The following is an 11,946-nucleotide window of genomic DNA, read 5'->3' on the forward strand; positions in this document are numbered from 1 at the left end:
CCGCCCGCACCGTGGCGGGCGCGGACGGCGCCGGCCGATCACAGGATGAAGTCGCCGGCCTTGAGAGCGATCACCTGGTCGATCTGGAACACGAGCTCGGGCGTCCTGTCGCTGTCGAGATTGACCTCGACCTGGGTATGGCCGTCGACCGTGGCGTAGCGCACCTGACCGACGCCGGTGAAGGCGGCGGTGCCGATGAAGCCGAAGGCCTGGTCGCCGGTGACGCCGGGGTTGGCGTCGAGCGCCGCGAGGTCGATCTTGTCGCCCTGGGCCTGGCTGAAGTCGACGATGTGGTCCATGGCGGTCGCGGTGCTGTCCCCGGCAGCGGCATAGATGAACCGGTCGGCGCCTGCCCCGCCCACGAGCGTGTCGGCGCCGGCGTGGCCCTGCAGCCGGTCGTTGCCGTCCCCGCCCTCGAGCCGGTCGTCGCCGCCCCAGCCATAGAGCTTGTCGGCGCCGGCCAGCCCCTGCAGCCAGTCGTCGCCGTTCGTGCCGTTCAGGAGATCGGCGTCGGCGCTGCCGACGGTCGGGGTCGGGGTGCGCGTGGCGACATCATCGTTCTGGATCGTGCCCGCGGCCGAGGCGGTGCCGATCACGGCGCCCCCCGTCGGGTTGTCGAGAAGCACCTTGAACCCTTCGTCGCTCTCGACAGCGGTATCGCCCAGAACGCCGACCGTGATCGTCTTCGTGGTCTCGCCGGCGGCGAAGCTGATCGTCCCCGAGGGCAGCACCCCACCCGCGAAGTCGGCCTGGTCGGCGGGCGTCGTGCCGTCGCCGGCGACGTGCCAGTTCACCGTCACCGCCTTGGCGAGGTCGCCGTCGCGGGTGACGGTGAAGGTGAAGGCCGTGCTGCCCGCGCCGCCCTCGGCCTTGACCGCATCGGTGGCCGCGATCGAGAGGCTGGGCGGCGGCGTGGGCGCGAGGCGGATCTCGGTGCCGCCGGCGATGGCGGTGGTCGTAAAGCGCGGCGCGGTCAGACCCTCCGCGACGAGGGTGAGGTCGGGGGTGCCGTCGCGGTTGGTGTCGATCCTGAGCGTGCCGTCGGCCTGGTAGGCGATGTCGGTCGCGGTGAACGTGACGCCCCGCACCTCGAGCACGTCGCCGAGCGCGAAGTCCCTGATCGTGTCGCCCGCAAGCTCGGCGACGCTGCCGGCGAACCGGTCGCCGCCCGCCCCGCCCGTGAGCAGGTCGCTGCCGAGCCCGCCCTCGAGCTGGTCGTCGCCGGCACCACCGTCGAGCGTATCGTTGCCGCCGTGGCCCAGGAGCACGTCGTTGCCGTCCCCGCCCTCGAGCCGGTCGTTGCCCGCCCAGCCGTAGAGCCGGTCGTTCCCGCCCCAACCCTGCAGCCAGTCGCCGCCACTGCTGCCGTTCAGGAAGTTGTCGCCGGCATCGCCGAGCACCGGGTTGAGGCCGTCCCAGTCGTCGTTCCGGATCGTGCCCGTGGCCGAAGCCGTGCCGAGGACGGCGCCGCCGGTCGGCGCACTCAGCGTCACACGGAAGCTCTCGCTCGGCTCGTAGAGCGTGTCGCCGACGGCATTGATCGTGATGGTCTTCGTGGTCTCGCCCGCGGCGAAGCTGACCGTGCCCGAGGGCAGCACGCCGCCCGCGAAGTCCGTAGCGCTCGCCGGGTCGGCGCCGTCGCCCGTCACCGCCCAGGCGGCCGACACGGCGTTGCTCACGTCGCCGCTGCGCGTCACGGTGAAGGTGAAGGCGCTCGTCCCGCTGCTCCCCTCGGCGTGGTCGGCCGAGAGTCCCGCGATGGACAGGGTGGCCGGAACGTCGTCGTTGCGGATCACGCCGGCAGCGCTGGTTTTCGTGGTGTCGAGCACGGCTCCGCCGGTCGGGCTCGACAGCGTGATCCTGAAGCCCTCGTCCCCCTCGAGGACCGTGTCACCCGCGACGTTGACGGTGATCGTCTTCGTGGTCTCGCCGGCAGCGAAGCTCAGCGTGCCGGTCGGAAAGACGCCACCCGCGAAGTCGGCTGCCGAGGCGCCGCTGCCGGTGACGGCGTAGCGCACCGTCACGGCCGAGGTCAGATCGCCCGTCCGTGTCACCTGGAACGTGAACGGCGTCGATCCCGACTGGCCCTCGACCTGGTCGGCGTTCTGGGGCGCGATGCCGAGCACCGCCGGCGACGCCGCGAGCCGCACCTCCGTGCCGCTGCTCGTGGCCGTGGTGGCGAAGGCGGCCGTCGGCAGGTTCGGAAGCGTCAGCGTGAGGTCGGGGGTGCCGTCGCGGTTGGTGTCGATCCTGAGCGTGCCGTCGGCCTGGTAGGCGATGTCGGTCGCGGTGAACGTGACGCCCCGCACCTCGAGCACGTCGCCGAGCGCGAAGTCCCTGATCGTGTCGCCCGCAAGCTCGGCGACGCTGCCGGCGAACCGGTCGCCGCCCGCCCCGCCCGTGAGCAGGTCGCTGCCGAGCCCGCCCTCGAGCTGGTCGTCGCCGGCACCACCGTCGAGCGTATCGTTGCCGCCGTGGCCCAGGAGCACGTCGTTGCCGTCCCCGCCCTCGAGCCGGTCGTTGCCCGCCCAGCCGTAGAGCCGGTCGTTCCCGCCCCAACCCTGCAGCCAGTCGCCGCCACTGCTGCCGTTCAGGAAGTTGTCGCCGGCATCGCCGAGCACCGGGTTGAGGCCGTCCCAGTCGTCGTTCCGGATCGTGCCCGTGGCCGAAGCCGTGCCAACGGAAGCGCCGCCCGTGGGATTGTCGAGGACGACCGAAAAGCCCTCGTCGTCCTCGTGCACGGCATCGCCGAGCACGCTCACCGTGATCGTCTTCGTGAGCTCGCCGGCGGCGAAGCTCAGCGTTCCACGTGGCAGCACGTTGCCCGCGAAGTCGGCCGCATCGGCAGGAGCGCTGCCGGTGCCGACGACGTGCCAGTCCACCGTCACCGCCTTGCTCGGGTCGCCGTCGCGGGTGACGGTGAAGGTGAAGGCCGTGCTACCCGCGCTGCCTTCCGCCTTGGCGGCGCTCGCGGCGGCGATCGAAAGCACGGGCGGGGACACGAGGCGGATCTCGGTACCGCCGGTGACGGCCTTGGTGGTGAGCGCCTGTGTGCCGAGCCCGTCGACGTTGATCGTGAGGTCGGCCGTGCCGTCGTGGTTGGTGTCGATCGCGATCTGGCTGCCGGTCGGGCGCCGCACGTCGGCCATGGTGAAGGAAGCACCCTGCACCACGATCGCGTCGCCGGCTGCGAAGTCCTTGATCGTGTCACCGGTGAGCTCGGCTACCGTGCCGACGAAGCGGTCGTTGCCGGCTCCGCCGTAGAGCGTGTCGACGCCGAGGCTCGCGTGCAGCGTGTCGTTGCCTCCCAGCCCGTTCATGGTCTCGCCCCGTGCGAGGGGCTCGAGCACGTCGTCGCCGTCGGTGGCGGCGAGGCTGACGACGTAGACGTCGCCGAGGAAGTTGGTGTCGCCGGGCACGAGGGTGGTCGCCATGCTCGTGAACAGGAGCGCCTTGCCGTCCGGCGAGAAGCTGATCTCGTAGCTGTCGCCATCGGCCGGCACGCCGCTCGCGGACAGGTTCACCCGTGTGATGGCGCCGGTGGCGAGATCCTTGACGAACACGTCGGAGACGTAGTCCGTGTCGGTGGGATCGAGGCCGGGCGCATCGCTGTAGAACGCGACCTTGGTGCCGTCGGGCGAGAACACCGGCTCGCCCACCACCCAGCCCACGGTCTCCCTGCCGTCGGCCGTCGTGTTGATCCGGGTGATGGCGCCGGTGCGCAGGTCCTGAACGAAGACGTCGTCGGCCCCGTTCGTGTCGCCGGAAACGAGGTCCGAGCGGCTGCTGACGAACGCGACCTTGCTCCAGTCGGCCGAGAACGTCGCATCGTGGATCCCGGCAGGGCCGATGCGGGTGATCGTATTGCTCGCGAGATCCCTGACGAAGAGGCCGGGTCCGCCCGTATCGCCGGGCACGAGGTTCGTGGCCGTGCTCTCGAACGCGATCCTGGTGCCGTCCGGCGAGAAGATCGGATGATAGAGGCTGCCGTTGGCCTCGGCACCCTGGGCGGTGACGCCGACCCGCGTGACCGCTCCGGTCGCGAGATTCTTGATGAAGATCTCGGGCACGCCGTTGGTGTCGCCCGAGACGAGATCGGAAGCGTAGCTCGTGAACGCGATCTTCGTGCCGTCCGGCGAGAACACGTAGTCGTGGAACGGCGTCGAATCGCTGTCGTGGCTCTCCCCGCCGCTCGCGGTCGTGCTCACCCGGGTGACGGCGCCGGTCACGAGATCCTTCACGAACAGATCGGGCGTGCCGTTCGTATCGCCGGGGACGAGATTGTCGGCCCAGCTCAGGAAGGCGATCTTGGAGCCGTCGGGCGAGAACACGGGCTCGGCGACGTGGCCGTTGGGCTGCTGTCCGTCGGCGGCGACGCTGATCTCGGTGAGCGTCCCTGTCCTCAGGTCCTTGATGAACACGGCGACGTTGCCGTTGCCGCCGCCCGGAACGAGCTCCGGGGAGGAGCTCAGGAAGGCGACCTTGCTGCCATCCGGCGAGAAGATGCCGCCGCGGGCACCTTCGCTGCCCTCGCTGCCGTCGCCGGCGACGCTGACGCGCCAGATGCTGGTCCGATTGATGGGCATGGCGTTTCCTTCCTAGAGCTTCTTGGCTTTTGCGGTGCGAGCACCGAAGGCGCGCCGGGTGGACGGCCATCCGCCGAAGAGATTCCTCACCTTTAAGGTGAGCAATATCGTCGGAGTGGAACGATCCGGCGCAACCGATGCTAGAGCGGCATCGGCAGATGCATCGGGTCGGCCGTCGTCCTCGCCGCCACCCTGAGACGCCAGCCGATGATCCGGCAAATGCCGGACCAGAACCGACGAGCCGGAAAGGCAGTCAGCCCAAGTGAACGGACCACGAGATCCATTCGTGACGACGACAGCTCGCACGCAGCGCATGAGGTGTGCGCTCGTTGTTTCCTTGAGGCGTGACGGGACGGCCTTTCGTCCGCACGTTATATCGCCCCGACTGAACGATGGCTCTTCTTGCCGGGCAGAGGCGATCTATAGCGCGAATTTCGGGGTCATGAAAGCGACATTCCAACCCATGGTTTACGATCCGGCGCGTGCCACTCTCAACGAATGCGCGGGTCGGAGCGGGTTCGAGCTGCCTTGCGGCACCATGGCACAGGGAAGGTGGGGCACAAGATGCCGCCTGCGCCGGCGCCCCGGATCACATCGGAAAGTCGGTGGATACCCGATAGAATGGCTGACGCTCGATCCGCCGCGTGCCGCGGAGCCGGCGGGCGAGCCTGCGACGAGCTGCATCCCGAAGCCACCGGCCGCGACCCCTGGCCGCAGCGGCGCTTCAGCCTTCCCGACGCAGGCGGTAGCTCGGCAGCGACAGCCCGAACACGAGCGCCGTACCGCGGATCGCGAACGCCACGGCGAGCCCGGTGCCGGCCGCCACCGGCCCCGGCAGGCCGATCGCCTGCAGGAGCACGAGCACGGCGGCACCGGCGGCCGCGGCCGTGGCGTAGATCTCCTTCTTCAGGATCAGCGGCGTCTCCCCGCACACCACGTCACGGATCAGCCCGCCGAAGGTGGCGGTCATCGTCCCCATCAGGATCGCGACGCCGGCACCGGCACCGGCATCGAGCGCCGTCCGGGCGCCCAGCACGGAGAAGACGGCGAGCCCCACCGCATCGGCCCAGAGCAGCACCGCCCGCCGGCGCTCGACGTAGGACGCCGCGAAGAACACGGCGAGGCCGGCAGCGCTCGTGAGCCAGAGATATTGAGGCTGCGTCACCCAGAACACGGGCCCGCGGTCGAGGAGCAGGTCCCGCAGCGTCCCGCCGCCGATGCCGGTGACCGCCGCCAGGAACAGAAAGCCGACGGGGTCGAGCTCCTTTCTCGCCGCCTCGAGCCCGCCGCTGACCGCGAACACGACCACGCCCACGAGATCGAGAACATGGAGGAGCTCGGCCATCGTCCGTCCCGGCGCATACAGCACTGCTCGAGCGCGCTCGGGGCCACATCGACATCGCCCGCGAGATGATCCCTCTTGCCCGTCCGAGCGGGCGCGGGCAAGCGGCGGGAGCGACGGCTCGAGACAGGAAGGAAAGTGGCTGGCCGCCCTCAGCCGACAGGTGCCGGCTTCGCCTCGGCGGCGGTATAGCCGAAGCCGGGTCGCAGCTCGCGCTCGATCAGCGCCTCGATCACGACCGCCTGCGCGTCGTCGACATAATCGCGCCAGCCGCCGACCTTGCCGCGCCGGACCTTGAAGCTGTCGGGGTTCGCCTTGTCGCCGGGTCTCATGCGCGAGCCCGCGAGCCAGGACCCGCCGGCCCGCTCCTCGAGCTTGCGCATGTTCTCGATGCTCGCGAAGGCGACACAGTCCGCAAGCTCCGCCTCGCTCGGCGCCTCGCCCAGAAAACGGAGCACGCGCGCGAGCTCCTTGACCGTGTCGCGGCGGAGATCCTCGTAGCGGACGACGAGGAGCTGGGGCAGGCTCGCCCGCTCGGCGCTCCAGCCGTTGAAGAAGCGGACGACGCCCGGTACGCCGACGTCCGGGTCCAAGAGGAAGTCGGCGACCGACAGCTCGCCGCCGTGCTCGGGATACCCGTTGAGCGCCTTCTTGCGCGGCCGCATCCGGAACTTCCACTGGAAGTACTGCGAGACGGCGACATCGGCCGGATGCCGCACGAGCAGGACCACCTTCTTGCCGTAGAAGTCGCGCTTGCTGTCGAGGTTGCCGGTGTAGGAGCGGATATAGTTGTCGTGGGTGAACAGGATCTTCGGCACCCTCGGATCGAGCCGGTGCAGGTTGTCGAACCCCATCATCCGGCTGGTGGGGAGCCCGTGATGCCGGATGAACCAGCGCGAGAGCATGGCCCTGAGCCAGGTGCGGCCGCTCTTGCCATAGGAGACGACGACGGCATCGGCACGGCGCAGCCGCGCCACCTCGGCCCGGCCCCGAAGCCAGCGCTCGAGCCGATTTCTGCGATCCTGCGGCAGAAAGAACAGCGCATGGAGCACGAGATCGCGCGTGAGCCATCGGCCAGCGCTCTCGACCGCCTCGTGCACGAGCTCGGATGCCATGGATCGGTCTCCTCCCCCCTTCGGCTCAGGCCGCGAGCTTGATCCGCCGCCAGAGCTGGCCGGCGCGCCGCACGACCTCGCCATGCCAGGGCTCGCGCGGAACCAGGTAGTCGTCGCGTCGGCCACGGTAGCATTCGGCCAGGAAGTTGACGTAGCGGCGCTCGACCCGGGTGACGCCACGCGGCGAGACGCCGTGGATCGACTGCGGCGTGTTCAGGAACAGGACGAGCGTGTTGGCGCGATAGGGGATGGTGTCGACGCGCTCGACATGCTCGGGTGCGATCTTCCAGGTCCGCGGCGCCAGCGAGCCGCCCGGCTTGAGACGGTAGAACTCGAGATTGCCGCCGCTATCGTCATCGTCGGGCCGGCGGAAATAGAGCAGGCCCGCGAACAGCTTGAACCGGCTGTCGAGATGGACGCCGCGCACGGAGCTCGCCTTGCGCACCGGGGTGTTGATGCTGGGCTGGCAATCCAGCACCGCGTCGTGCTCCCGGTTGGCCGGGCTCATCTCCTTGCCCGGCTGCCGCAGACCCACGGAGAAGTCCTGCGGCAGCCTGCCGAAATTGTCGGCGAAGTCGGGATAGAACCACTCGATCTCGGGCGCCCACAGCCGGACCAGCTCGTGGAAGAACGCGGCCGAGGTGTGACGCGCGATGAAGGTGCGCCAGAGCGGCGGGACGGCCGGGTCGTTCTGCGCCCGCACGGCCGGAAGGCGGAACGCCTTGTTGGACGGCATCGCATCCGGATCGGCGAAGCTCGCCACGTTCGGGTAGCAGGCGGCGAGGGCCTCGTAGTAATCGGCAGGCAGCGCGTTCTCGATCACGAGATAAGGCAGGCCGGCTTCGCCACGACGCGCCGAAGCGACACGCTCGAGCACAGAATGAATCATCGCTCCTCCCGGCCGTCCGACGTATCGCTTCCTGCCATGCTCGAATCGGGACATGGCTGCCATAAACCGCTCGCCCCTGTCCACCCTGCGACGAACGGTTCAGCGGCTCAGCCGACGACGCCGCGGTAGGTCCGCTCGGCCTCGGGCAGGAGCGCCTCGAGGCGGGCGATGCGCTCCTGGTCGGCGGGATGGGTGGAGAGGATCGCCGGCGGCTTCGGGCCGCCGGTGTGCATCATCTTCTGCCAGAAGCTGATCGCCGCTTCGGGGTCGTAGCCGGCTTTCGCCATCAGGCGGAGCCCGATGCTGTCGGCCTCGAGCTCCTGGCTGCGCGAGAACGGCAGGATGATGCCGTACTCGGCGCCGGCGCCGAGGAGAGCCTGGGCGGTCCTGGGGTCGGCATAGCCGTAGGCGCCGAGCACGGCCGCGAGCACGCCCACGCCGAGCTGCGACACCTCGCTCGCTCCCACCCGCTGCGCGCTGTGCCGGGCGACGACGTGGCCGACCTCGTGGCCGATCACCGCCGCGAGCTCGGCGTCGCCGCTCACGAGCCGCATCAGGCCCTCGAACGCGCCGACATGTCCGCCGGGGAGCGCGAAGGCGTTGACCTGGTCGCTCCTGAACACGACGAAGTCCCACTGCGCGGGCGGGATCGCGGAGCCGCTCACGGCGACGATGCGCTGGCCCACACGCCGCAGCGTGGCCTGGTAGGCGGCGTTGGTCGAGCGCGGCATTTCCTTGCGTATCCGGGCGAAGGCCTGCTGGCCCATGGCGCGCTCCTGCTCGGGCGAGACGAGCGAGGCCCCGGCCTCGCCGAGCTGCTGGCAGCCGGCGAGCGGGGCGAAGGTGGCGCTGCCGAGCAGCAGGAGGGTGCGGCGGCGATCGAGGCAAGAGAGGCAGATCGGCATCGGTGCTGGACCCGCTGGGAGCCGGTAAGGTCTCCGGTCCCGCATGGCGAACGGGATGCCGCCGGGGCCGGTTCCTCGAGCCGGGCTCAGCCCACCGGGGCGGCCTCGGGCTCGATGTCGCCGTAGTGGCGCCGGATCACCTCCCAGGCCTGCTCGGCGGTCTCGACGAAGCGGAAGATGTTGAGGTCGTGCGGGTCGATCATGCCCTCCTCGGCCAGGAACTCGAAGTCGATCACCCGCCGCCAGTAGGCCTCGTCGAACAGAAGCACCGGCATCGGCCGCGACTTGCCGGTCTGGATCAGACACAGGATCTCGAACAGCTCGTCGAGCGTCCCGAACCCGCCGGGGAACACGACCAGCGCCCGGGCGCGGGTCGTGAGGTGCATCTTGCGGAGCGCGAAGTAGTGGAACTGGAAGCACAGCTCCGGCGTGATGTAGGGATTGGGCGCCTGCTCGTGCGGCAGGACGATGTTGTGGCCGATGCTGATGGCGCCCACGTCGTGGGCGCCACGGTTCGCCGCCTCCATGATGCCGGGGCCGCCGCCCGTGACGATGACGTAACGCTGCTTGCCGTCGGGCCGGCGCGCGGTCGAGACGAGCTGGGCGAAGCGGCGTGCCTCCTCGTAGGAGCGCGAGCGCTTCTCGAGCCGCCGCGCCAGCTCGGCCGCCCAGGCGAGCTTCGGATCGTCGGGCGCCGCGGCGGCGGCGGCCTCCGCGGCTTCGCGACGTGCCCGCGCCTTCTCGGGCTCGGCGATGCGGGCGCTGCCGAAGATGACGATGGTCGAATCGATGCGCCGGGCCAGAAGCTCGAGCTCGGGCTTCAGGAGTTCGAGCTGCAGCCGGACCGGGCGCAGCTCCTCGCGCAGGAGGAACTCGGTGTCGGTGAAGGCGAGGCGGTAGCTCGGCGAGAGGGTCTGCGGCGTGGCCGGCACCTCGCGTACCCGTGCCGCGTCCTCGCGGGCGCTGGGCAGGATGAGGTGCTTGGGGTTCGCATCGGCCATCGACCGTCTCCGGGAGCTGTCGGGAAAAGGGAGATAAGCCCAAGCCCGGACCGGGGCAACGCCGGAACGACACCCAGATGCGAACAGGAGCGCCCGAGAACATCGAAACCCCGGAAGTCGCCTTCCGGGGTTCCTCGAGAGCAGCGGTCAGGCGCTCGCCGCTCAGGCGGCGACGGCCTTGAGCTCCTCGAAGTTGGCGGTGGCACGCTTCACGAACAGGTCGACCACCTCGCTCTGCGCCTTGATGCCGAGATCGACGGTCTCCTTGACGTCGGCCATCGCCTTCTCGACCACGGCCTTGACCTCGTCGGCATAGGCGGCGGGCTGCTTCTTGGCGTCGAAGCCCTTCAGCAGAACCTCGCTCTTCGCCATCATCTCCTTGACCATCTCGACCTGCTTCTTGGCCACGGTCTGCGCCAGGTCGAACAGGATCTTCTGCGCGGCGACGACGGTCTCGACGTTGGCCTTCTGCAGCGCGATCAGGGCCTCGACGTCGAACTTCGGCAGCGTCGGGAAGATGGCGGTCTTGGTCATGTCAAGCACTCCGGGACGGACAGTTGTGCGATGCAGAATAACTAGTCTGCCCCATGCTGCAATGCAACCAAACATCTTGTGCAACGCAACATTCTAGTCATGCGCAGGGCTCGATCCAGCCATGCGAAAAAGCCAACCCTGCCGCGCGGGCGCCACCTTCCGGCCCGTCCTCCTATCCGGCGAGGCTGCCCACCCGCGCCAGCGCATCCGGCTCTGCGATGCCGTAGGCCGAGAGCGCCGGGCGGACGATCCGCTCGACCTCGGCCCGGCCCAGCCGGTCCATGAGCGCGCACGGGCCGATGCCGAACTTGAGTGCCTCTTTCGCCCCGTGATCGAACGCTGCCGGCTCGGCCACGCCCTCGTCGAGCGCCTGCAACACCGGCAGGAAGCAGCCGCGCAGGAGACAGTCGGCGATCTCGGCCTTGCGCGCCGGCTCGATCCCGCCCGCGACCGGCGTGATCTCGAACGGTCGGTCGGCCTCGCCGGCCTCGATCATGGTGCGCGCCGGTGCGTAGAAGGGGCCGAGCGGCGCCAGGTTGCGGATGGCGTGCAGGTTGATGCGCGGCTTGATCAGGTTCATGACCGTGAACGGGCCGGCAGCGGCACCCAGCACCTCCTTCGCCACCGCGTCGATCTCGCCCGTGGTGCCGAGGCCCGCGTCCAGCGCCCGCGCCGCCTCGTTGGTGTAGGGGCAGAAGAAGCGGTTGATCGCAAAGCCGAACGAGTCCTTGCAGCGCAGCGGTTCTTTGCCGCTCGCCCGGCAGAAGGCGAGCGCCGTCTCGATCGTGGCATCCGACGTGGCCTCGCCCTTCACCACCTCGACGATCGGGTTGACCGCGGCCGGGCTGAAATAGTGCAGACCCAGGAACCGCTCCGGCCGGCTCATGTGGCGGGCGAGATCGGTCACGCGCAGGCAGCTCGTGTTGGTGGCGACGAGCGCATCCGCGCGCACGATCGAGGAAAGCTGCTCGAACAGTCGCACCTTGAGGTCGAAGTCCTCGAACACGGCCTCGATGACGAGATCGGCCGGCGCCAGGTCGGCGAGGCCGTCCACGACGGCGAGCCTCGCCGTGGCAGCCTCGGCCGCAGCCGGCCCCATCCGGCCCTTCTCGACCGCACGGGCGTAGAAGGTCCTGGCCCCGGCCAGCGCCTTCTCCGCCGCCTCGCGGCGCGCGTCGGCGAGGCGCACCATGAAGCCGGCCTGCGCCAGGTTGGTGGCGATGCCGCTGCCCATGGTGCCGGCACCGACGATGCCAACGGTCGTGATCCGCATGTCTCGTTCCCCGGAAGAAAAAGCGGCGCTCGTGCTGCGCCCGCCGACGCGGCCGTCTGCTTAGCCGAGCGGCGGGAACCCGTGAACCCCTAGGGACTCCGGGCACGCCTGCCGGCACGCCTTTTCGAGCTCGCGGCTGCCGAGCCAGTTCAGGGTGCTGGCATCGATCGCGATCCCCGCCAGCGCCTGCCGCAGCTGCCACAGGTCGATCCCGCCGCGATACTCGGGCCATTTCGGCCACTTCAGCGCACAGATCGCCTCCGCCAGGTCCAGCTCCTCCGCCAGACGCGGCGCCCGGCGG

Annotated in this window: 9 protein-coding genes; all 9 read right to left on the reverse strand. The window is 69.8% G+C overall.

Features of this window, described 5'->3' with window-relative positions; genetic code table 11:
• Window positions 1–38: 38 nt before the first annotated feature.
• Complete coding sequence (locus U1T56_RS20460) at window positions 39–4,586, reverse strand: Calx-beta domain-containing protein (RefSeq protein ID WP_418161358.1); 4,548 nt, start codon at window positions 4,584–4,586, stop codon at window positions 39–41.
• A gap of 724 nt (window positions 4,587–5,310) precedes the next feature.
• Window positions 5,311–5,931 (reverse strand): trimeric intracellular cation channel family protein, encoded by a 621-nt coding sequence (locus U1T56_RS20465; RefSeq protein ID WP_418161359.1) that lies wholly within the window; start codon window positions 5,929–5,931, stop codon window positions 5,311–5,313.
• Between the two features lie 149 nt (window positions 5,932–6,080).
• Window positions 6,081–7,043 (reverse strand): sulfotransferase domain-containing protein, encoded by a 963-nt coding sequence (locus U1T56_RS20470; protein WP_418161360.1) that lies wholly within the window; start codon window positions 7,041–7,043, stop codon window positions 6,081–6,083.
• 25 nt (window positions 7,044–7,068) lie between these two features.
• Complete coding sequence (locus U1T56_RS20475) at window positions 7,069–7,932, reverse strand: 2OG-Fe(II) oxygenase (RefSeq protein WP_418161361.1); 864 nt, start codon at window positions 7,930–7,932, stop codon at window positions 7,069–7,071.
• A gap of 107 nt (window positions 7,933–8,039) precedes the next feature.
• A complete protein-coding gene (locus U1T56_RS20480; protein WP_418161362.1) occupies window positions 8,040–8,837 on the reverse strand; it encodes a M48 family metallopeptidase in 798 nt (265 codons plus the stop codon).
• 86 nt (window positions 8,838–8,923) lie between these two features.
• Window positions 8,924–9,838: an LOG family protein gene (locus U1T56_RS20485; RefSeq protein WP_418161363.1), complete on the reverse strand. Its 915-nt coding sequence runs from the start codon at window positions 9,836–9,838 to the stop codon at window positions 8,924–8,926.
• Window positions 9,839–10,000: 162 nt separating this feature from the next.
• Window positions 10,001–10,372, reverse strand: coding sequence for a phasin family protein (locus U1T56_RS20490; protein ID WP_418161364.1), 372 nt, complete (start codon window positions 10,370–10,372; stop codon window positions 10,001–10,003).
• Between the two features lie 172 nt (window positions 10,373–10,544).
• Window positions 10,545–11,645 (reverse strand): 3-hydroxyacyl-CoA dehydrogenase family protein, encoded by a 1,101-nt coding sequence (locus tag U1T56_RS20495; RefSeq protein ID WP_418161365.1) that lies wholly within the window; start codon window positions 11,643–11,645, stop codon window positions 10,545–10,547.
• A gap of 60 nt (window positions 11,646–11,705) precedes the next feature.
• Window positions 11,706–11,946: hypothetical protein (locus U1T56_RS20500; RefSeq protein ID WP_418161366.1), on the reverse strand; the 241-nt coding region annotated here is incomplete at its 5' end.

Source organism: Benzoatithermus flavus (assembly GCF_037908215.1).
GTDB lineage: Bacteria > Pseudomonadota > Alphaproteobacteria > Geminicoccales > Geminicoccaceae > Benzoatithermus > Benzoatithermus flavus.

Excerpts from the sequence above, each read along its gene's own strand:
- U1T56_RS20480 (WP_418161362.1), bottom strand. The coding sequence starts at position 8,837 with ATGCCGATCTGCCTCTCTTGCCTCGATCGCCGCCGCACCCTCCTGCTG.
- U1T56_RS20485 (WP_418161363.1), bottom strand. The coding sequence starts at position 9,838 with ATGGCCGATGCGAACCCCAAGCACCTCATCCTGCCCAGCGCCCGCGAG.
- U1T56_RS20475 (WP_418161361.1), bottom strand. The coding sequence starts at position 7,932 with ATGATTCATTCTGTGCTCGAGCGTGTCGCTTCGGCGCGTCGTGGCGAA.
- U1T56_RS20490 (WP_418161364.1), bottom strand. The coding sequence starts at position 10,372 with ATGACCAAGACCGCCATCTTCCCGACGCTGCCGAAGTTCGACGTCGAG.
- U1T56_RS20460 (WP_418161358.1), bottom strand. The coding sequence starts at position 4,586 with ATGCCCATCAATCGGACCAGCATCTGGCGCGTCAGCGTCGCCGGCGAC.
- U1T56_RS20465 (WP_418161359.1), bottom strand. The coding sequence starts at position 5,931 with ATGGCCGAGCTCCTCCATGTTCTCGATCTCGTGGGCGTGGTCGTGTTC.
- U1T56_RS20470 (WP_418161360.1), bottom strand. The coding sequence starts at position 7,043 with ATGGCATCCGAGCTCGTGCACGAGGCGGTCGAGAGCGCTGGCCGATGG.
- U1T56_RS20495 (WP_418161365.1), bottom strand. The coding sequence starts at position 11,645 with ATGCGGATCACGACCGTTGGCATCGTCGGTGCCGGCACCATGGGCAGC.